The organism is Nonomuraea angiospora, assembly GCF_014873145.1.
In the GTDB taxonomy this organism is placed as follows: Bacteria; Actinomycetota; Actinomycetes; order Streptosporangiales; family Streptosporangiaceae; genus Nonomuraea; species Nonomuraea angiospora.
On sequence record NZ_JADBEK010000001.1, the window covers coordinates 2,296,187 to 2,316,781 of the forward strand.

The 20,595-nt window shown below is 73.5% G+C and carries 20 protein-coding genes; 7 read left to right on the top strand and 13 right to left on the bottom strand.

Going from position 1 to position 20,595, the window contains the following annotated elements; genetic code table 11:
- Positions 1-16 precede the first annotated feature (16 nt).
- On the top strand, positions 17-2,599 hold the full coding sequence (locus H4W80_RS10505; protein WP_225963354.1) for a M14 family zinc carboxypeptidase: 2,583 nt from the start codon (positions 17-19) through the stop codon (positions 2,597-2,599).
- Here H4W80_RS10505 and H4W80_RS10510 read toward each other — a convergent pair.
- The 3 genes from H4W80_RS10510 to H4W80_RS10520 form a co-directional block, all read right to left on the bottom strand.
- Positions 2,589-5,399, bottom strand: a complete 2,811-nt coding sequence (locus H4W80_RS10510; protein ID WP_192784918.1) for an FAD-binding and (Fe-S)-binding domain-containing protein — start codon at positions 5,397-5,399, stop codon at positions 2,589-2,591. The two genes, H4W80_RS10505 and H4W80_RS10510, sit on opposite strands and share 11 nt — an antisense overlap.
- Before the next feature lie 8 nt (positions 5,400-5,407).
- Positions 5,408-6,247: a fumarylacetoacetate hydrolase family protein gene (locus tag H4W80_RS10515; RefSeq protein WP_475717319.1), complete on the bottom strand. Its 840-nt coding sequence runs from the start codon at positions 6,245-6,247 to the stop codon at positions 5,408-5,410.
- 85 nt (positions 6,248-6,332) lie between these two features.
- Positions 6,333-7,103 carry an IclR family transcriptional regulator gene (locus H4W80_RS10520; protein WP_192784920.1) on the bottom strand — a complete coding sequence of 257 codons (771 nt, stop codon included), beginning with the start codon at positions 7,101-7,103 and terminating at the stop codon, positions 6,333-6,335.
- 161 nt (positions 7,104-7,264) lie between these two features.
- Here H4W80_RS10520 and H4W80_RS10525 point away from each other — a divergent pair, with 161 nt between their 5' ends.
- Genes H4W80_RS10525 through H4W80_RS10535 form a run of 3 tightly spaced genes read left to right on the top strand, consistent with a single transcriptional unit; the run spans position 7,265 to position 8,727 of the window.
- Positions 7,265-7,726, top strand: coding sequence for a hypothetical protein (locus H4W80_RS10525; RefSeq protein ID WP_318786793.1), 462 nt, complete (start codon positions 7,265-7,267; stop codon positions 7,724-7,726).
- Between the two features lie 6 nt (positions 7,727-7,732).
- Positions 7,733-7,975, top strand: a complete 243-nt coding sequence (locus tag H4W80_RS10530; protein WP_192784921.1) for a hypothetical protein — start codon at positions 7,733-7,735, stop codon at positions 7,973-7,975.
- Positions 7,976-8,010: 35 nt separating this feature from the next.
- Positions 8,011-8,727 (top strand): phosphatase PAP2 family protein, encoded by a 717-nt coding sequence (locus H4W80_RS10535; RefSeq protein WP_192784922.1) that lies wholly within the window; start codon positions 8,011-8,013, stop codon positions 8,725-8,727.
- Positions 8,728-8,779: 52 nt separating this feature from the next.
- Here the strand turns inward: H4W80_RS10535 and H4W80_RS10540 are convergent, their stop codons facing one another.
- On the bottom strand, positions 8,780-9,460 hold the full coding sequence (locus H4W80_RS10540; protein ID WP_192784923.1) for an MBL fold metallo-hydrolase: 681 nt from the start codon (positions 9,458-9,460) through the stop codon (positions 8,780-8,782).
- A gap of 9 nt (positions 9,461-9,469) precedes the next feature.
- Between H4W80_RS10540 and H4W80_RS10545 the strand changes: the two genes are divergently transcribed.
- On the top strand, positions 9,470-9,793 hold the full coding sequence (locus H4W80_RS10545) for a MerR family DNA-binding protein (RefSeq protein WP_192784924.1): 324 nt from the start codon (positions 9,470-9,472) through the stop codon (positions 9,791-9,793).
- A gap of 5 nt (positions 9,794-9,798) precedes the next feature.
- Positions 9,799-10,614 carry an NAD-dependent epimerase/dehydratase family protein gene (locus H4W80_RS10550; protein WP_192793398.1) on the top strand — a complete coding sequence of 272 codons (816 nt, stop codon included), beginning with the start codon at positions 9,799-9,801 and terminating at the stop codon, positions 10,612-10,614.
- On the opposite strand, the gene H4W80_RS10555 is transcribed toward H4W80_RS10550, so the two are convergent.
- A complete protein-coding gene (locus H4W80_RS10555; protein WP_192793399.1) occupies positions 10,563-10,898 on the bottom strand; it encodes an ABC transporter permease subunit in 336 nt (111 codons plus the stop codon). The two genes, H4W80_RS10550 and H4W80_RS10555, sit on opposite strands and share 52 nt — an antisense overlap.
- Before the next feature lie 191 nt (positions 10,899-11,089).
- Positions 11,090-11,701 (bottom strand): TetR/AcrR family transcriptional regulator, encoded by a 612-nt coding sequence (locus H4W80_RS10560; protein ID WP_192784925.1) that lies wholly within the window; start codon positions 11,699-11,701, stop codon positions 11,090-11,092.
- 22 nt (positions 11,702-11,723) lie between these two features.
- Here H4W80_RS10560 and H4W80_RS10565 point away from each other — a divergent pair, with 22 nt between their 5' ends.
- Positions 11,724-12,641: an NAD-dependent epimerase/dehydratase family protein gene (locus H4W80_RS10565; RefSeq protein WP_192784926.1), complete on the top strand. Its 918-nt coding sequence runs from the start codon at positions 11,724-11,726 to the stop codon at positions 12,639-12,641.
- Positions 12,642-12,681: 40 nt separating this feature from the next.
- Here H4W80_RS10565 and H4W80_RS10570 read toward each other — a convergent pair whose 3' ends face one another.
- From H4W80_RS10570 to H4W80_RS10600, 7 genes are all read right to left on the bottom strand, one after another.
- Entirely contained in the window at positions 12,682-13,743 is a 1,062-nt protein-coding gene (locus H4W80_RS10570; RefSeq protein ID WP_192784927.1) for a VWA domain-containing protein, read from the bottom strand.
- Positions 13,744-14,724 (bottom strand): VWA domain-containing protein, encoded by a 981-nt coding sequence (locus H4W80_RS10575; protein WP_225963355.1) that lies wholly within the window; start codon positions 14,722-14,724, stop codon positions 13,744-13,746.
- Positions 14,721-15,608, bottom strand: coding sequence for a DUF58 domain-containing protein (locus H4W80_RS10580; RefSeq protein ID WP_192784928.1), 888 nt, complete (start codon positions 15,606-15,608; stop codon positions 14,721-14,723). The genes H4W80_RS10575 and H4W80_RS10580 overlap by 4 nt, the downstream gene beginning before the upstream one ends.
- A 6-nt stretch (positions 15,609-15,614) precedes the next feature.
- Positions 15,615-16,604, bottom strand: a complete 990-nt coding sequence (locus H4W80_RS10585) for an AAA family ATPase (RefSeq protein ID WP_192784929.1) — start codon at positions 16,602-16,604, stop codon at positions 15,615-15,617.
- A gap of 31 nt (positions 16,605-16,635) precedes the next feature.
- Positions 16,636-17,430: a S1C family serine protease gene (locus H4W80_RS10590; protein ID WP_192784930.1), complete on the bottom strand. Its 795-nt coding sequence runs from the start codon at positions 17,428-17,430 to the stop codon at positions 16,636-16,638.
- A 92-nt stretch (positions 17,431-17,522) separates the two neighbouring features.
- On the bottom strand, positions 17,523-18,689 hold the full coding sequence (locus H4W80_RS10595) for an erythromycin esterase family protein (protein WP_192784931.1): 1,167 nt from the start codon (positions 18,687-18,689) through the stop codon (positions 17,523-17,525).
- Positions 18,690-18,848: 159 nt separating this feature from the next.
- A complete protein-coding gene (locus tag H4W80_RS10600; RefSeq protein WP_225963356.1) occupies positions 18,849-20,372 on the bottom strand; it encodes a serine hydrolase domain-containing protein in 1,524 nt (507 codons plus the stop codon).
- Between the last annotated feature and the right edge of the window lie 223 nt (positions 20,373-20,595).

The following is a 20,595-nucleotide window of genomic DNA, read 5'->3' on the forward strand; positions in this document are numbered from 1 at the left end:
CCTCTGGAGGACTTCCTTGCGCCTGCCCCCTGCCCTGCTCCCCGCTCTGCTCCCGGCTCTGCTCACTGCGCTCCTCGTCATCCCGCTCGTCCCGCACGCGGTGTCGGCCGACCCGGTCGCGCCGCCGGCCCCCGCCGTGCGCGACTTCGGCAACGGCCCGGAGCGGAACGAGGTCGCCGCCGACGTGCCCGAGCGGGCCGAGGCGCGGACGGCCGCCCAGGCCGAGCAGCCCGGCACCCTGTCGCACGACCGGGGCTACCCCCGCCGCACCCGGCTGCCGGTGCCCCCCGAGAACCCGGCCGACGCCTCGATCAAGCTGGGCCTGGTGCCCCACCACGGCATCGCGCCCCGGCTGAACGACCTCCAGCAGCGCGGCGACCGGGTCAGCGCCCAGGTCGTCGGCCGCTCGTACGGGGGCCGCGACCTCTACCTGGTGACGGTCACCGCGCCGGAGAGCGCCGCCGAGACGCGCGAGCAGGAGCGCATCCGCGAGCGCATCGAGAACGACCCGGCCGCCGCCGCCCGCGACCGGAAGCTGGTCAGGACGTACAAGGCGCCGGTGTTCGTCAACGCCAACATCCACGGCAACGAGTGGGAGGGCACCGACGCCGCCCTGCGCGTCATCGAGGAGCTCGCCACCAGCAAGGATCCCGGGATCGCCGACCTGCTGGCGCGTACCCGCCTGTACTTCAACGTCACCGCCAACCCCGACGGCCGCGTCAGCGGCGTGCGCCAGAACGGCGCCGGGTTCGACCTGAACCGCGACTTCGTCACCGCCTCCCAGCCGGAGGTGCGGGCGATGCGCCAGATCATGATCGACGCCCAGCCGGTCACCGTGATGGACCTGCACGGCTACGTCAACGGCACGCTCATCGAGCCGACCACGCCGCCGCACGGCGCCAACTACGAGTACGACCTGTTCATCCAGAACGCCTACGCCAACGGCCTCGGCATGGAGGCCGCCGTGAACGGGCTGGGCTACACCGCCGAGAAGGACGGCGTGTACCCGGCGCAGATCCCGTTCCGCGACTCCGCGGAGGGCTGGGACGACTGGCCGCCGATCTTCACCCCGCAGTACGCGCCCTTCCACGGGGCGGTGGCGACGCACACCGTCGAGATCCCGCTGCGGGTCAACGGCTCCGACTACACCCAGCAGCCGGTCGAGGAGCTGCGCCGCCGCTCCGCGATCAACACCGACGTGGCCGCCGCCGCCATCAGGGCCACCTACGCCTTCGTACGCGACCGGCACGACAAGCTGATCGCCGACCAGATCGAGGTGTTCCGGCGGGGCACGGCCGGGGAGCCGTCGAAGGCGGTGCCGCTCGGCATCGTGCCCGGGTTCGGGCCGGAGGACGTCTACACCACCACCTTCCCCCGGGCGTACGTCATCACCGGCCGGCGCTCGGAGGCGGCCGCCGCGCGCCTGGTGGACCACCTGATCGCGAACGACGTGCGGGTCGAGCGGGCCAGGCAGGCGTTCCGGGCGGACGGCAGGACGTATCCGGCCGGGTCGTACGTGGTGGACATGCGCCAGCCGAAGCGCGGCCTGGCCAACGTCATGCTGGAGGCGGGCGCGGACATCTCGCCCAGGGTGGACGCCATGTACGACATCTCCGGCTGGAGCCACAGCCTGCTCTGGGGCGCCGGCGTGGACGCCGTCACGTCCCTGCGCGTGCGGGCCGACCCGGTCAAGGCCGCCGCGCCGACCGGATCCGTGCCCCGCACGCCCGGGGCGCTCGCGCTCAAGGTGGCCGACGCCAAGGACGTCCTCGCCCTGAACGACCTCCTGGCCCAGGGCACGGCGGTGACCTGGGCGGACGGCGCGGCCATCGTGCCCGCCACGGCGCGCCCGGCCGCCCGCGCGGTCGCGGACCGCTACGGCGTCGCCTTCACCCCGGCGGGCACCCCTGCGGGCACGCCGCTCTCGCGGGTCAGGATCGCCGCCGCCGCCTCGGCCGACGAGCTGTTCACGCTGCGCGAGCTGGGCTTCGCCGTCACCCCCGTCTCCACGGCGGCCCTCAACGCGGGCTACGACTGGAGCGGGACCGACGTGCTGTTCGTCTCCAGCGGGCTGAGCTACACCGCGCTCAACCCGGCGGCCAGGGCGGCGCTGGACGCGTTCCTGACCACCGGCGGCGTGATCGCCCGTGGCGGCACCGGCGCGGCCTTCAACGCCGCCGCCGGGCTGCTCACCGCGACCGCCGTCGCGGGCCGCGGCGACGCCAACGGCGTCGTACGCGTGCGCTCCACGGGCGGCCCAGTGAGCGGGCAGGTGGGCGGCGGATCGCCGGACCACTCGTTCGTGTACTCGCCGCGCTGGTTCACCGGCCTCGGGCCGGAGGTCACGGTCGAGCAGTCGTACGCGGCCGAGGGCCCGCTGGTCTCCGGCCACTGGCGGCCCGACGCCGGCGGGAGCGGCGGCCAGGACGCCGCCAGGGGCCAGGCCGCCGTGGTCAGCGGCAGGGACGAGCGGGGCGCGGCCGTGGTGCTGTTCGGCACGGAGCCGATGTTCCGCAACCACCCCAAGGGGCTGTTCCCGCAGGTGGCCAGGGCCCTGTACTGGGCCTCCTCGGTCACCGGCGCGGCCGTCAAGGGGTAGTGACCCGGTCCAGCAGCTCCAGGAGGTGGTGGTACGGCCTGCCGGTGGCGCGGGTCAGGCCGAGCTCGCACGTGCGGTTGACCGAGGCGTGGGCGGCGAAGTCCTCCCGCGCCACGGCGGCGGCCTCCGCCCGGGTGGCGGAGGCGGTCAGCTCGGGGTGGAGCAGGCCGCGGTCGCCGGCGAAGGCGCAGCACTGCCAGCCGTCCGGCACGACGACCCGTTCGGCGACCGTCTCGGCGACGCGGGTGATGGCGGCGTCGAGGCCGAGCCGGGTCGAGGAGCAGGTCGGGTGCAGGGCCAGCGAGGGCAGCCGGCGCGCCTCGGGCAGGCGCGGCAGGAGGTGCTCGGCCGTGAAGGCGACCGCGTCGAGCACCCGGACGGCGGGTGAGGCCGCGGCGGTGAGGCGCTCGAAGCCCTCGGTGCAGGAGGCGGCGTCGCTGACGACCGGGATGCGGCCGCCGTCCGTGGCCGTCGCCAGCGCGTCCCGGACCCGGCGGCGCATCACCTCGTAGCCGTCGGTGAGGCCCTTCGACGACCAGGGCGTGCCGCAGCACAGACTGCCGATCCCGTCGGGCACGCGCAGCCGCACGCCCGCCCGCTCGGCCAGGCTCAGCAGCGCGGCCATCGCGCCGGGGCCGCCCTCGGCCGGGGCGAACAGGGTGTTCAGGCAGGACGGGACGAACACGGCGTCGGCGTCCTCGGCCGGGGCCGGGCGGCGGGGCGTCCCGCCCCGGGGCAGGTCGCGGCTCCACTGCGGGACGGCGTCCTGGCCCGCCACGGCGCGGGCGGCCCTGCTGGCGCCCTCGGCGAGCGAGGCCGGGGCCGCGGCGGCGGCGTCGAGCGCCAGGTCCAGGGCGCGGGTCACGCCGTTCCAGTGCTTGGCGGCCGACTTCCAGCCCGCGCGGGCGGCGCGGCCGTGGCGCTCTTCGCGCAGGCGTTTGGTCAGGTCGCCGGTGTTGATGAGGACGGGGCAGGCGGTGGCGCACATGCCGTCCACGGCGCAGGTGTCCACGGCGTCGTAGCCGTACTCCTCCTCCAGCCGCTCCGCCAGCGCGTGGTCGCCCGCCTCCCGGGCGGCGGCCAGCTCCCGGCGCAGCACGATGCGCTGGCGGGGCGTGGTGGTCAGGTCGCGGCTGGGGCAGACGGGCTCGCAGTAGCCGCACTCCACGCACCGGTCGACCTCGGGCTCGACGGTGACGACGCTCTTGAGGTCGCGCAGGTGGGCGTGCGGGTCGTCGGTGAGGACGACGCCCGGGTTGAGCGTGCCCGCCGGGTCGCACAGGCGCTTGACCTCGCGCATCACCTCGAACAGCTCGTCGCCGTACTGGCGGCGGACGAACGGGGCCATGACGCGGCCGGTGCCGTGCTCGGCCTTGAGCGTGCCGCCCCGGTCGAGCACCGCGGCGACCATGTCCTCGGTGAAGTCGGCGTAGCGCTCCAGGTCGGTGTCGAAGCGCTCGTTGAGCATGAAGTGCAGGTTGCCGTCCTTGGCGTGGCCGAAGATGACGCTGCGCTCGTAGCTGTGCTTGGCGAACAGGCCGGCCAGGTCGTCGCACAGGTCGGCCAGGACGGGCACCGGGACGGCGACGTCCTCCAGGAGCGCGGTGGTGCCGCTGGGGCGGGCGCCGGCGACGGAGGCGTACAGGCCCTTGCGGATGTGCCAGAGCGCGGCCCGGCCGCCCGCGTCCCTGCTCAGCCGCGCCGGGGCGGCCAGGTCGAGCGTGGGGAACAGCCGCTCGGCCGTGCGCTCGTGCTCGGCGAGCGGTTCGGGGTCCGACTCCTGCCACTCGACCAGGAGCGCGGCGTGGTCCCGCACGGTCAGCGTGCGCAGCACGTCGTCGGCCTTGGGGTCGCGCTGGGCCACCCGCAGGGACTCGGCGTCCAGCAGCTCGACGGCGGCGGGGCCGGCGGAGACGAGCTGCGGCATCGCCGCCATCGCCCGACGCAGCGTGGGGAAGACGAGCAGGCCGGTCGCGGCCAGGCGGTGGGCCGGGACCGTGCGCAGGACGGCCTGCGCGACGAAGCCCAGGGTCCCCTCGCTGCCGATCGCGAGGTGGGCGAGGATCTGCGCGGGCGTGTCGTGGTCGAGGAAGCTGTTGAGGCCGTACCCCATGGTGTTCTTCAGGGCGAACTGGGCGGTGACCCGCCGCACCGACTCCGGGTTGCCGCGGACCCGGTCGCGCAGCCGTTCCAGGCCCTGCGCCAGCTCGGGCTCCAGGGCGCGCAGCCGCGCGTCGGCATCGGGGGCGGCGGTGTCGACGACGGTGCCGCTGGGCAGCACGAGGACCAGCGACTCCAGCGTCCGGTACGTGTTGGCGTGCGTGCCGCAGGTCATGCCGCTGGAGTTGTTGGCGACGACGCCGCCGATCGTGCAGGCCGACTCGCTGGCCGGGTCGGGGCCGAGCTTGCGGCCGTGGGCGGCCAGCCGGGCGTTGACCTGGCGCAGCACGGCGCCCGGCTGCACGCGGACCCGGGCGCCGCCGTCGAGCACCTCGATGCCGCGGAAGTGCCGCCGGGTGTCGACCAGCAGGTGCTCGCTCACGCCCTGCCCGCTCAGGCTGGTGCCGCCGGAGCGGAACGTCAGCGGCAGCCCGGCCCGCATGAGCGCCGCCACCTGCTCGGCACTCTCCGGCACCAGGACCGCCTGCGGGGTGAGCAGGTAGTGGGAGGCGTCATGGGCCATGCCGAGCCGGTCGGTGGCCCGCGTACGGGTGATCCCGGGCACGGCGGCCTCGACCGCCGCCAGGACGGCGGGGTCCGGGGCGGTCAGCCGCTGCTTCTCGGAATGGGTGACGCTCATGCCTGTCCTTACCTCGGGCCCAGAACCTGCTGGCGCTGGCTGCCGAGCCTGTCGATGCCGAGCTCGATGACGTCGCCGGGCTGGAGCCAGATGGGCGGGTTGTGCCCCATGCCGACGCCGGGCGGGGTGCCGGTGTTGATCAGGTCACCCGGCTCCAGCACCATGAACTGGCTCAGGTGGTGCACGATGAGATACGGGTCGAAGATCATGGTCTTGGTGGTGCCGGTCTGGCGGCGCACGCCGTTGACGTCGAGCCACATGCCCAGGTTCTTGACGTCGGGGATCTCGTCCGGGGTGACCAGCCAGGGGCCGGCCGGGTTGAAGGTCTCGGCGGACTTGCCCTTGGACCACTGGCCGCCGCGCTCCATCTGGAAGGCGCGCTCGCTGACGTCGTTGACCACGCAGTAGCCGGCGATGGCGCCGGCCGCCTCCTCCACGGAGTCCAGGTAGGAGGTGCGCCGGCCGATGACGATGCCGAGCTCGACCTCCCAGTCTGTCTTCGTGGAGCCGCGCGGGATGCGCACCTCGTCGTACGGGCCGATCAGGGTGTTGGGCGACTTGGTGAACAGGATCGGCTCGGCCGGGACGGCCTGGCCGGTCTCGGCGGCGTGGTCGCTGTAGTTCAGGCCGATGCACAGGATCTGGTGCGGCCGGGCGATCGGCGCGCCGACGCGCTCACCGGCGAACTCGCGCGCGTCGCCCCGGGCGACCCGGTCCGCCAGCAGCGCGGCGCCGCCCGCTGCGAAGAAGCGCTCGTCGAAGTCGGGCGTGACGTCCGAGACGTCGATGTAGTGGGACTCGTCCACGCGGACGACGGGCTTCTCGGCGCCGGGCGCGCCGATGCGCATCAGGTACAACGCATTCTCCGTGTTCGGATCGGGAGGGTACGGGCGAGGTTCACGAGGTCTCCCGCCCGGCGGGTACGGGCGAGGTTCACGACGTCTCCCGCCCGGCGACGATGCCGCGGATGGCCGGCAGGTCGTCGACGAGCGACTTCAGCGGCGTCCGGTAGGCCAGCCCGCTGACGCTGACGGCGCCGCTGGGCACGGTGGGCGAGGTCAGGTAGGCCAGGACCGCCACGCAGTTGACGCCCGGCTCGTTCTCCTGGTCGTCCACGGCGTAGCCCAGCTCGCGGATGCGCACGAGCTCGGCGTGCAGCCGCTCCACCGTGCCGATCGAGCGCTCGGTCGGCAGCTCCAGTCGCCGCTCCCCCACCCACTCGCGCACCGCGTCCTCGGTGCGCAGGGCGTCGGCGAGCAGCGCCTTGCCGACGGCGGTGCAGTGTGCCGGGTTGCGGCCCCCGACGACGGAGGTCAGGCGGACGGCCCCGTCGGACGGGTCGAGCTTGGACCGGTAGACGACCGAGGTCCCCTCCAGCACCGCGTAGTGCACGGTCTCGCCGTAGCGCTCGCACAGGGTTCGCAGGATCGGCGTGACCCGGACGTGGTCCGGCCGGGCCTCGTGGTGGGCGAAGGCCATCCGCAGGAACTCGTCGCCGAGCACGTACCGCCCGTGGCCGTGCTGGGCCGCGAATCCGGCGCGGCGCAGCGACGCGAGGGCGCGGTGCACCGTCGGCTTGGGGCTGGCCACCGCTCGGGCCATCTCCTCCAAGCCGATACCGTCGGGGTGGCGAGCCAGCTCGGCCAGGACCGCGAGCACGCGGTCGGATCCGACGAGCTTCGACTCGGCAGCCATCTCGGACATCTTCCGAACGTTAGACCATCGTTCCGAAAAATGAAAGTTGGCCCCCTGTCCGGGCCCTCACTTCAGCGGCGCCGGCTTGAACACGCCCAGGACTCCCGACCTTCAGGGTGGCTGAAGCTTGCGCTAGGCTTCAGTCACCCTGAAGGTTTGGAGGTCGAGGAATGCTGGAGCATGTCCTGCTGTCGGTGCACGTCCTGGCCGGCATCGTGTTCGTGGGAGGCTCGGCCGTGGCCACGAGCCTGTTCCCCCGCTACGCGCCGGTCGCGACCGGCGGGCCGGGCGAGCCGCCGGACCCGGGCGAGCGTAGCCGGGGTGTGGCGGTCGCCCTGCACCGCATCACCGGCGGCTACGCCGCCTTCGGGCTCGTCGTCCCCCTGGCCGGGATCATCCTGGCGAGCGTGCAGGGCCGGATGGGCGAGATCTGGATCACCGTTTCCATGATCCTCACGGCCGTCGCCGGCGCCCTGCTGGCCACGCAGATCTACCCGCGCCAGCGCGCCGCGCTCAGCGAGCCCGGCGGCGAACGGCCGCTGCGGGCGCTGTCCATGCTGGCCGGCTTCTACAACCTGGCCTGGGCGATCGTCGTGGTCCTGATGATCGTACGGCCCGGCGCGGGAGACTGACCCGCCATGCGCCTGCTGCGAATCGCGGCCGCCGTCGAGGCCGCCTCCCTCGTGGTCCTGCTCGGGAACCTGTTCACCGTGCACGCCAAGGTGATCACGACGTTCTGCGGCCCGCTGCACGGCACCGCCTACCTCGCCGTGATCGCGGCCGCCTGGACGGCCCGGCCGGCCGGCCGATGGCTCGCGTTCGTCCCTGGGGTCGGCGGGCTGCTCGTCCTGCGGGCCCCGCGCGCCCGCGCCGGAGGCTGAGCTCGGCCTTATCCGGCCCTCTCTATCGTTCCACCATGAGGTCGGACAGAGCGAGGTTCCCGGTGGTGGGCCCGGTGGTGGGCCCGATGGTGGGCCCGGTGGTGGGCCCGGTGGCGCTCCTCGTTCTCGGCACGGTGATGGGCTTCGCCGCCCGTATGCCCGCGTGGACCGCCGTCGACACCGCCGTGAGCGACTGGGTGCAGTCGGCCCGGGGGCCGTGGCCGACCGCGGTGGCGCAGGTCCTGAACGTGGGGTTCGGCACGGTCATGGGCCCGCTCCTCGCCCTCGCCCTCGTCGCGGGGGTGGCCCTCTCGGGCCGGCGGCGGGCCGCCGGGCGCGTGCTGGTGGTGATCGCCGCCGGGTGGGGCGTCAGCTGGGTGCTCAAGACCGTCGTCGCCCGTTCCCGGCCCCCGGTCTCCGACGCCCTGGTGTACGGCCTCGGCCCCGGCAGCTTCCCCAGCGGTCACGTGTGCCTGACCCTGTCGATCGTGATCGCCGTCGCGACCCTGGCCAGGCACACCCGCTTCCACCGGCCGGTGCTGGCTGCGGGCCTCGTGCTCGTGGCCGGTCAGATGCTGGCGCGGGTCTACCTGGGAGCGCATTACGCCACCGACACGCTGGGCTCGATCGTCGTGGCCCCCGCCGCGATCCATGTGGCGTTGAACGCGTACCGGCCGGGGCTGTTCAACGCGCCGTGGACGCGCTGGAGAGCCCACGATGGAAGCACTGGCGAGCGCCCGCCCGGCGCGTGATCGGGCACTCGCCGCCCGGCGCGTGGTCAGTCACTCGCCGCCCGGCGCGTGGTCAAGCGTCGAGCTCCCAGCGCTCGCCCGTCGGCAGGTCCACCACCCGCAGCTCGGGGCCCGCCAGCGCCACGGCGTCGGAGGCGGTGCCGCTGGTGCGGAACAGCCGCGACAGCGGGTCGTGCCCATGGGCGTCGTGTACGGGGACCAGGATCCCGGCGCCGAGCGCGGACGCCCCCGCGACGGCCTGCCGGGGCCCCATGACCAGGCGGGGCCCGAAGAGGGGGCGCAGCCCGTTCACGGGCAGCAGGGCCAGGTCGGCCCGGAACCGCTCCAGCGGCGCGACCTCCCCCATCTCCCCTCCGAAGAAGACGACCCGGCCGCCCGCCGTGGTGAAGACGTAGGCGTTGTCGGGCCAGACGAGGGTCCGCCCGGACGGCGCGACCGTCATGGACAGGCCGGGCGCGAGGTCGAGCTTCCGCCCCCACGACAGGCGCTCCGCCCGCCGGAATCCGAGGGCTCGGGCCCGGCGGGCCATGCCGCGCGTGGGCACGTACAGCGGTGTGGTGTCCTTGGCCGGGAGGTGGCGCAGCGCGCGCAGGTCCCAGTGGTTGGTGGCCAGGTTGGTGACCACGACGGCGGTGAGCGGAGGAAGGTCGGGAACGCGCAGGCCCAGCGGTTCGCCCCGGCGCAGCCACCACCGTTCGGTCGGTTCGGCCTGGAGACGCATGTCCTGCGCCATTGGGAGAGCATGGGCCTGCTGGCGCCCGCGCGGCGCGCGGGCGGTCAGCGCGCCTACGGGCGGGGCGATCTCGAGCGGGTGGCGCTGATCCTCATGGGCAAGGAGGCCGGCTTCACGCTGGGCGAGTTGCGCGTGCTGCTGTCCGCCGCCGACCCGATGGACCACCGCGATCTGCTGCGCCAGCACGTTCAGGAGCTGGAACGGCGCATCTCGCGGGCGCTGGCCGCCAAGGAGCTCGTCGAGCATGCTCTGTCCTGCCCGCACAGCTTCGCCGAGTGCGAGCACGCCCGCGAGCAAATCGCCGGCCGCATCCCTGAGATCCTGGAGAAGTGACCATCATGACCGGACTCCCCGAATCCGTCCTCGTGACCGGAGCCGCCGGGAACATCGGCCAGGTGCTGCGGCGCACGCTGCTGCCGAAGATCGCGCGGGTGCGCCTGTCCGACCTCCGCGACGTCGGCCCGCTCGCCGCGCACGAGGAGTTCGTCCCCGCCGACCTCCTGGACCTCGACCAGGTGCGGGCGGCCGTGCGGGGCACCGAGGCGGTGATCCACCTCGGGGGCGTCTCCGACGAGGCCGGATTCGACGCGATCAAGGGCCCCAACCTGGAGGGCGTCTACAACGTCTTCGAGGCGTGCCGCAGGGAGGGCGTCCGGCTCGTCGTCAACACCAGCTCCAACCGCATCACCGGCTTCCACCCGGCAGGCACGACCCTCGACGGCGAGGAGGCCGTGCGGCCCGACGGCCTGTACGGCGCGGCCAAGGCGTTCGGGGAGGCGCTGGCCAGCCTGTACGCCGACCGCTTCGGCCTCGACGTGATCTCCGTACGCGTCGGCTCCTTCGAGGAGCGCCCCACCGAGCCGCGCCACCTGCACACCTGGCTGAGCCACGACGACGCGGCACGGCTCTACGGCGCCTGCCTGACCGCGCCGCCCGGCTCGGGACACGTGGTCGTCTACGGCGTCTCGCGCAACACGCGGTCGTGGTGGACCCAGAACGCCGCGGCGAGCGCCCTCGGCTACCGGCCGGCGGACGACGCGGAGGACTTCGCGGCCGAGCTGGGCGCTTTCACCGAGCCCCACCAGGGAGGCCGGTACACGCGCTACGAGTACGGCGGATGGGCCACCCGGCCCGGCGACACCCGCGAACCCTGACCGAACACCTTGGAAACGAGCCGGGCGCGCGCTGCGTGGCGGTCCCCGTCTTCCTGGGCAGGACCGCGCCGGTCGCGGCGGTGAGCGTGACGGCGCTCAAGGACCGGATGCCGCCGGCCAGGCCGTGCCCGCCATGATGGCCGGCCAGTCGGGCCGGTGCCGGCCCTGGAAGCCGGCCTGGCCACCGGCAACACGACCCGGAAGAACACGCCGAAGCGCGAGCAGCCGTCGATCCGCGCGGCCTCCTCCAGCTCCTTGGGGAACGACTGGAAGAACGAGGTCATCAGGTAGATGCCCACGGCGGAGGCCGGCGACGGCACGACGGGGGTCAGCTCGCGATCATGTGACGCATTCGTGGAGCGCGCGGGGCCGTACTTCGGTGACCGCGACCCTGCGCCCCGGTAGCCGGGTCGCGGTCACCGCGAGGGGGGCCGTCAGGCGAGGCCCGGCCCCGGAGGGAAGCGGGTGACCGCCGTCAGCGCAGCCGGAGGGTGGCGGCGGCGTGCTGGACCCAGGCCGCGAGGAACCGCTCCGGGTCGAGACCGCCCGGGGTGTGGCCGATCATGGCCCGCAGCAGCGGATAGTAGGTCAGGGACGCCAGGAGCACGGCCCCGGCCGCCTCCGGATCGTCGACGTCGGCCCTGCCCAGCTCCTTCTGCGCGGCGATCCAGGCGGCGCCTTGGGCGTACACGCTGGCCAGCACCCCCTCCCACATGCGCTCGAACAGGTCGGGGAACCCGTCGTACTCGCGCAGCATGATGCGGATGAGATCGCGGTCGTCCTCCAGCGACTCCCAGACCACCCGTGCCATGCGCTCCAGCGCCGCGCGCCCGTCCTCGTCCGCCGGCCGCTCGGCCGTGGCCGCGGCGGCGCGCCGGGCGACGGCCTCCATGTTCTGCCGGACGGCCTCCTCCAGCAGCGCCCGCTTCGACGGGAAGTGCTTGTAGAGCGCCCCCGAGCCGGTGGTCAGCCCGCATGCCGCCTGGATGTCGGCCACCGAGGTCTCGGCGTAGCCGCGGGTGGAGAACAGCCGCACCGCCTCGTCGATGAGCCGCTGCCGGGTGACCCCCGGGGTCGATCTCGCCATAGTGAGAGAGTACTCTCTTTCTATGCGAGTGTTCATCACGGGCGGCACCGGCGCGATCGGCCGCCACACGGTCCCTGCCCTGCTCGCCGCGGGGCACACGGTGACCGCTCTGGCCCGCACGCCGGGGAAGGCGGCCGCCCTCAGCAGCCAGGGCGCCACCCCCGTCACGGTGTCGCTGTTCGACCGCGAGGCGCTGACCTCGGCCTTCGCCGGCCACGACGCGGTGGTCAACCTGGCCAGCGCGATCCCGCCGATGAGCAGGTTCATGAGCGCCAGCGCCCAGCGCCGGAACAACCGGGTACGGACCGAGGGCTCGGCCGCCGTCGTGGACGCCGCGCTGGCCGCCGGTGTCGGCCGGGTCGTCCAGGAGTCGGTCAGCATGGTCTACCGCGACCAGGGCGCGCGCTGGATCGACGAGGACGCGCCCGTCGATCACTACCCGATGACCCGCGGCAACTTCGCCGCCGAGTCGGGCGCGCACCGCTTCGGCCGGGAGGGCGGCGGCGCGGGCGTGGTGCTGCGGTTCGGCTGGTTCTACGGGCCCGAGGCCGCGCACAGCGAGGAGATGTACGCCCAGGCCCGCCACCACGTCGGCATGGTGCTCGGCCGCCCAGACGGCTACGTCTCCTCCATCCATCTGACCGACGCCGCCGAAGCCGTCGTCGCCGCGCTCGGGGCGCCTGCGGGCACGTACAACGTCGTCGACGACGAGCCGTTGACCAAACGGGAGTACGCCCACACGCTCGCCCGCGCCGCCGCCACCCGCCTGTGGCTCAGCGTCCCCGGCCGCGCCGCCTATCTCTTCGGCCACCGCCTCACCTCGCTGACCCGCTCGCTCAGGGTGAGCAACGCCCGCTTCCGCGCGGCCACGGGCTGGGCCCCGCGCTACCCCAGCGCCCGCGAGGGCTGGCCGGCCACCGCCGCGGTCCTCACCGCCTGACGCGGCTGGATGCCCGCCGGCCGTCTGGGGCGGGGTGTCGTCAGCGGGCCGGGGTCCGGGGGCGGTTCCACCAGAGGGACAGGGACAGGGCGGCGGTGATGAGGACGGCGCCGCCGGCGGCGAAGGCGGCGGCCGTGTCGACCCGCCGGCGGACGACGGTGAAGCTGCCGGGGAGGGCGTCGAGGGCGCTCTGGAGCTGGTCGGCGTTCTCGGCGCGGTGGTAGGAGCCGCCGGTGGTCTGGGCGATCTGCTTGAGCGCGGGCTCGTCGATCAGGCGGACGTTCCGGCCGCGGTCGAATCCGCCGCGCCCGCCGAAGCCGCCGCCCCAGCCGCCGAAGCCGCTGCCGTCGAACTGGGAGTTGTCGCAGACCATCGGGGCCGGGTTCGTGGTGCCGAAGCCGATGGTGAAGACGCGGACGCGGCGCAGGGCCGCCTCCTGGGCGGCGGTCCGCGGGTCGACGCCCTGGGTGTTGGCGCCGTCGGTGAGCACGACGATCGCGGCACCGGCGTACCCTCCCCCGCCGCCGTCGGCGGGGCTCGCCCCGGTGGGGGCGACCGACGGATCGACCTCCGCGATCGCGTCGATCGAGGTGAGCATGGCCTGCCCGATCGCGGTGCCGCGGGACACGGTGAGGCCGTCCAGCGCCTTGATCAGCGCGTCGGTGTCGTCGGTGGGCGGCACGAGCAGCCCCGCGGTGCCCGCGAAGGTGACCAGGCCGATGCGCGGCCCGCCGCGCTGCGACTCGATGAAGTCGGCGGCGGCCTTCCTCGCGGCGGTGATGCGGTTGGGGTCGACGTCCGTGGAGCACATGGAGCCGGAGGTGTCGAGCGCGAGCAGGATCGTCGCCGACGTCCGCGGCACCGGCACCGACGCCTGCGGCCTGGCGGCCCCGACCGCGAGCAGCGCGAGCCCGGCGACGAACAGCGCCGCGGGGATCTTCCGCGTCCAGCGCGTACGGCCGGGCAGGGCCGCGCGTACGAGCGCGATCGAGGTGACCCGCACGGCGGCACGCCTGCGGCGGCGCCCCGCCCACCAGCGGATGGCGAAGATCAGCGGGATGATCAGGACGGACAGCAGCGCCCACGGCCATGAGAACGACATTCAGATCACCCGTCCGGACCGGAGCACGGTGAGCGCCGCTCCGGCGGTGAGCAGCGCGAGGGCGAGCCCGATCAGGGCGCCGGCGAGGGGCAGCGGCTCGCCGGAGACGGTGAGCCGCAGATCGATCGTGTCGGCGATCCCGTCGAGCCGCGCGGCGTCGGAGGCGGGGTGGTAGCCGCCGCCGGTGGTCTGCGCGATCACGGTGAGGGTGTCCTCCTCCAGCGAGGTCTGCAGGTGGTAGCCGTCGACCTGCACCGTCGCCCCGGCCGTGGTGCCGACCCCGACGGTGTGGATGTGGACGCCCGCCTTCTGGGCCACGGCGGCGGCCTGCTCGATGTCCCCGCCCCTGTTCTGGCCGTCGGAGAACATCACGATCGTCGCCGACGGCCAGTAGCCGATGTCGGGCACGGTGCCGTCGCGGCCGATGACCACCTGCTTGCCGGTGATCGCCGTCAGCGAGGCCGTGATGGCCGTCCCGAGCGAGGTGCTGCCGGTGACCTTCAGCCGGTCGATGGCCTTGAGCGCGATGGAGTGGTCGGCGTCGGGGCGGGCGGTGGTGAGCCCGTCCCGCGCGAACGCGACGACGCCGATGTCGACGCTGTCGGGCTGCGCCGCCACGAACGCGCGGGCCGCCCGCTGCGCGGCCGCCAGCCGGTTGGGCGCGACGTCGTCGGCGCCCATGCTGCTGGAGACGTCGATGGCGAGGATGACGGTGCCCGCGGTCCGCGGTACCGGCACCATGGCCGCGGGCCCGGCGGTGGCGATCGCGAGTACGGCGACGCCGGCGATCGTCAGGCCGCTGCCGAGGTACGCCCGCCGGCCACCCGGCACGGCGACGCCGGCGGCGGCCAGGGCGGCCGTCCGGCGGCGCGCGGAGACGACGACCGCCCAGGCGAGCGCCGCCGTGACGAGCAGTCCGACGACCAGCAGCAGCGGGGAGGACAGGGTCATGAGGGTGCTCCGCTCCACGGGCTCGGTCATGACGACCGGTCCCGGGTCCGGGCGACGACCTCGACGAGCGCCTCGGCCAGGTCGCGGTCGGTGTCGACGCGGTGGACGGGCACCCCGGCCCGGCGCATGCCCGCCGCGAGCCGGGCGTCGCGGGCGTCGACGGCCTCGCGGAAGCGGACGCGCAGCAGCGGGTCGGCGGAGTCGACGACGAGCTGCTCGCCGGTCTCGGCGTCCTCGACCACGATCAGCCCGGCCTCGGGCAGCGCGTCGTCGGCCGTGTCCACGATCCGCAGGGCGACGACCTCGTGCCGCCGGGCCAGGCGCTGGAGCGAGCGTTCCCAGTCGCCGTCGCCGATGAAGTCCGACAGCACGACGACGAGGGCGCGGCGGCGCGCGAGCCGTCCCGCCGCGTCCAGCATCTCCGCCAGGTCGGTGGTGGCGCCGCCACGCGCGGCCCCGGCGGTCCGTTCCAGCTCGGCGCCGATCCGCAGCGCGTGCCGCCGGGAGGTGCCGGGCGGCACGACGCGCAGCATCCCCGTGTCGAACAGCAGGGCGCCGACGCGGTTGCCGCCCCGGCCGAACAGCCGGGCCAGGACGAGCGCGAGCTCGGCGAGCACGTCGTGCTTACCGCGCCCCGGGCGGCCCGCCAGCATCGACGCCGACCGGTCGAGCACCAGCCACACCGTCAGCTCGCGGTCCTCGGTGAACACCCGCAGGTGCGGCTCGTCCAGCCGGGCGGTCACGTTCCAGTCGATGTGCCGGGCGTCGTCGCCGTCGCCGTAGGGGCGCAACCCGGTGAAGTCGATCCCGGAGCCGCGGTGCGCGGTGCGGTGGGCGCCCTGGAGGCGGCCGTCCAGCCTGCGGACGACCTTCCACTCCAGGCGGAGCAGGAGCTTTTCTGGGGTGGCGGCCATGGCGGCTCAGCGGTTCCGCAGGACGACGTCGGGCGCCCGGACGGCCCCGAGCACCCTGGCGATGATCGTGTCGGCGTCGACGTCGTCCGCGAGGGCCTCGTACGACAGCACGAGCCGGTGGCGCAGCACGTCGAGCGCGAGCTCGGACAGATCGTGCGGCAGGACGTAGTCACGGCCGCGCAGGAACGCCAGCGCCCGGGCGCCCGTGACCAGCGCGATCGAGGCCCGCGGGCTCGCCCCGTAGGTGACGTACCGTTCCAGCTCGCCGAGCCCGGCCGTCGCGGGCGAGCGCGTCACGGCGACCAGCCGGACCGCGTAGTCGACGATCGCCGGATCGACGTACACCTGCCGGGCGCGGGCCCGCATCGCGACCAGGTCCTCGGCCGTCACCATCGCCTGCGGCGGCTCGGGCGGGCGCAGCGCGCGTTCGACGATCGCCTGCTCTTCGGGCTGCGTCGGGTAGTCGACGACCACCTTCATCATGAACCGGTCGACCTGCGCCTCGGGCAGCGGGTAGGTGCCCTCCGACTCGATCGGGTTCTCCGTCGCCATGACCAGGAACGGCTCGGGCACCCGGAACGTCTCACGCCCGATCGTCACCTGATGCTCCTGCATCACCTCCAGCAGGGCGCTCTGCACCTTGGCGGGGGCGCGGTTGATCTCGTCCGCCAGCAGCAGGTTCGCGAACACCGGGCCGAGCTCGGTCCTGAACTCCCCCGAGTGCTGGTGGTAGACCCGCGTACCCACGAGATCGGCCGGCACCAGGTCGGGGGTGAACTGGACGCGCTGGAAGCTCCCGGCGATCGCCGCGGCCAGCGACCTCACCGCGAGCGTCTTGGCCAGCCCCGGCACCCCCTCCACCAGCAGGTGCCCGTCGGCGATCAACGCGACGGCCATGCGTTCCAGCAGCACGTCCTGCCCGACGATCGTCCGCTTGACCTCGAACAGCACCTGTTCGAGCGGATGGGCCGACTCGGCGGACTTGGTCGAGGTCATACGCTGTTCCTTCTCGAGACGCATCGGTCGGTCAGATCCCAGGTCCGTCACCCGGCGGGCCGTCGCCTTCGTCACCGCCCAGGGCCACGCCGATGGGCACCGCGAAGGCGATGCCCGCGAACGCGTCGTCGCCGCCCGGATCGGCGATCGAGACCACGATCCCGATGACCAGGCCGCGACCGTCCAGCAGCGGGCCACCGGAGCTGCCCGGGTTGACGGAGGCGTCGAACTGGATGAGCCCGCCCAGGTCGCGGCTGCCGTTCTCGGTGGTCCGGTTCAGGCCCGAGACGACGCCGGTGGAGACGCTGTAGGTGAGGCCGAGCGGGTTGCCGATCGCCACGACGGGCGCGCCCACGGCCACGGCGCCGCCGAGCGTCGCCGGGACGACGATCTCCGGCAGCTTCGCGGGCTTGAGGGCCGCGACGTCGCGCTCGGGGTTCGACGACGCGACCACGGCCTTCGCCTTGGTGCCGTCGGCGAAGGTCAGGTCGACGTCCTTCTTGCCCTTGACGACGTGGTACGCGGTCAGGATCGTCCCGTCCTCGGCCGCGATCACCCCGGTCCCGAGCGACTTCCCGGCCTGGATGACCACCACCGACGGCCCGACCCTCTTGAAGACCTCGGCCGTCGTGAGCGTCGCGCTGGGCGTCGGAGTCGGGCTCGGCCGGGGCGCGGCCACCTCACCGTTCCCGCCGCCGCTCCCCAGCCAGTACGCCAGCACCGCCACGACGACGAGCACGCCGCCTCCGACGGCGAACCGCCGAGCCCTGCCGGCCCCGGCTCCCCGAGCCTCGGCCGCATCGGCCTCCTGAGGCGCGTGCTCCATCGCCCCATAGTCATAAAAGTCAGCTCAAAGTGCTACAAAATCCACCTGAGAACTCCATGAGAACCGATGGAGCCCGCGGCCCACCACGCCTGTCAGCCCAGCTTTTTCAGCCTGACGGCCTGCTTGAGGAAGACGATGCCGTCGATCCGGTCGAGCTGGGCCGGGTCCAGCGGGAAATAGGCGAAATCGTGGGAGACGCGCTGGACGGGCTTCGTGACGGCTTCGGCCAGGCGGCGGGCATCGACGAGAGCGTGCTCCCACGGGAGCGTGGACAGGATGCCCTCGACGGTGTCCGGGGGCGGGGTGCCGTCGCCGACCGTGCCGAACGCCGAGGCCAGGAAGGCGTACCGGTCGCCCAGGTGCGCCGCGGCGATCGCCCCCGCGCTCCACCACTCCAGCCGCTGGTCGCCGAACGGCATGAGGCTCTTGTTCCGCTGCAGGTGGAGGTTGGAGGAGAAGACCAGGGCCGGGCCGTGCTCGGCGATGGCGCGCAGGTTGCCGGCCATCATCACGGCCCGCAGGGCCGACAGCCGGGTCCAGCGCAGCGGGGACGCGTCGGCCATCCAGTAGTGGTAGCGGAGCAGGCCGGTGGCGGTGCGGGCGTACAGTGCCGCCCGTTCCCTGTCCTCCGCGCTCAGCTGCGGCGCCTGCATGTCGAGCAGTGCCACCAGGTCGTCGGCGATCAGCCGCAGCCGCTGGGCCTCGGCGGACCGGCCGATCGACTGGGACGGGTCCATGGCGGCGGCCTCGTTCGACCACCGCTCGTCCGGACCCAGCAGCGTGTCGAGGGTTTCCCTGCTGCACAGGAGCGGGCCGTCGAGGAGGTCGTGGAGGGCGGTGAGCGCCTGGCGGGGACTCGCCGCCCAATACTCCAGAGGGCCGTCGAACCCGAAGAACCTGAGCTTCTCGTCGTGCTCCTCGTTGTAGGCCCGCATCCAGCGTACGAGCTCGCGGTTGGCCGGTACGGAGCCGAAGTCGTGGCTGAAGCCGCGTTCCATGACGTCGTCGAGCGTGCCCGCGCCCGTCATGACGTAGTCGTCCACCACGAGGCCCATGAGGCAGTCGCTCTCGATGGCGAACGACCGGTAGCCCTCGTGCTCGACCAGATGCCGGAAGATCTCGTTGCGCAGCTCGCCCAACTCCCCCACGAAGTGCCTGGCCTCGCCCAGGCCGAGCAGCAGGGGCCGGGCGGGAAGCGACCGCAGGAACGCCGAGATGCCCGCGCCGTCGACCGGCCGGGCCGTGTCCTTGATATCCATTCCTTAAACGGTATCGTTGAACACTCGGTGTAAACTTTCGCCGCGGATCCCCCGCTTCAAGCGCGATGGACCTTCAATCGATGATGCATCCGTGAGGCGAGCGGGCCCGGCGCCGCCATGCCGCCTCACGCCGTGGGGAGAACGCCGGGCCGGTCCGGTCTACTGGGCCGATCCGGCCTGCCCGCCGCAGAACACCTCGTCGACGAGCCGCCGCGTCGCCTTCTGGAACGCCTCCGCCAGGGACATCGTGACGTCGTCCACGTAGTTCAGCGCGGCGGTCAGGGTCCTGCTGCCGTCGGGCGTGCTGTACATCAGCGCCCCGTGGCCCGCGATGCCGCCGTTGTGGGTGATGACGGTGCCGCCGCACGCCGTCTCCTGCACGAACACCCCCAGCCCGTAGCCGGCCTTCGGCTCCGGCGTGCACATCTCGGCCAGCAGCTCGGCCGGCAGGAGCCTGCCGCCCACCAGCGCGGAGATGAACGTGTGCAGGTCCTGGGTGGTCGAGATCATGTCGCCGCCGGTGGAGATCCAGGAGGGGTTCTGGCGGGTGACGTCGACCGTCTCCTCCCGGCCGGCTTCCCCGTACCGGTAGTAGGCGTGGGCGTGCGGCTCGGGGAGCTCCGGCGAGGTGTCCGGCACCACGGTGCCCGACAGGCCGAGCGGCCCCAGGATCAGCCGCCGCATCTCCTCGGCCAGCGAACGGCCGGTGACCTTCTCGATCAGCAGCCTGGCCAGCACGTAGTTGGTGTTGGAGTAGCTCCAGTCCGTGCCCGGCTCGAACCGCGCCGGCTTGGACAGCGCCAGCCGTACCAGCTCCTCGGGCCGGTAGGTCCTGAACCGGTTGTCCACCCACTCCTGGCCCGACCAGACGATCCCCGGCCCGACCGTCCCGTCGTCGTAGTACTCGCCGGTGAAGTTGAACACCCCGCTGGTGTGCTGCAGCAGCATCCGCACCGTGATCCGCCGGTCCAGCCCGAACTCGGGCAGGTAGTCGTCCACCGGGTCGTCCAGCCCGATCTTGCCCTCGCCCACCAGCTGCAGCACCACGGTCGCGGTGAAGGTCTTGGTGTTGCTGCCGATCCGGATGTGCCCGTTCACCGGCGGCTCGGCGCTCTGGCCCAGCTTGCCCACGCCGGCGCTGCCGGCCCACTCGCCCCGCTCATCGTGCACGCGCAGCGACACCCCGGTGAAACCGGAATCGACGATCTCCTGGATGACCTTCTGCAGCTCCGGGCGATCCTGCCCGGCGGCGACCTTCGGCAGGGCCCCGCTGTTCGTGGCGGCGTCGAGGGCTCCGGTGATCTTGCGGACCATCTCCGCCACGGTGGGGCTGGGCAGGCCCTGGTGGGTGCGGGTGGCTGCTTCGACGGCGACGTTGACGGTGTTGCGGAAGTTGTCCGCCTCGGCCGGGTCCTGCTTGTTGAGCAGGCTCATGGCCGCCGTCAGGGCCGGCAGCACGTGGTCGGCGAGTTCGGCCACGGACTTGCCGTCCAGCTTGATGTCTCTGCTCTTCGCGGCGAGCACGTGGCCGACCGGGCCGGTCGCGGAGGCCAGGGCGATGGAGCCCTCGGTGGCGATCCTGTGGGGCGAGCCGGCGGCACCGGCGGCGGCCAGCAGCGAGACGGCACCGTACGCGGCGGTCCGCAGGGTGAGCTTGTCCTGGTCGGTGAGGGTGATGGACATGGTCATGTGCTCCTTCGACAGATTCGGCTGAACGGGCGGGCGCTGCACCGTTCATGGCGTCCACCATCGCCGAGCGCGCTGATACCGGGCCGTCGCCGTTCTGACGCGGCCGCTGACACGACACGGCACGGTCGGGGGCGCACCTGCCGGCTTCCTGGACCAGGGGCCTAGTCCCGCGGGCGGAAGGGGCGGGCCAGGGGCGGCCGAAATTCGGATCGTGGGT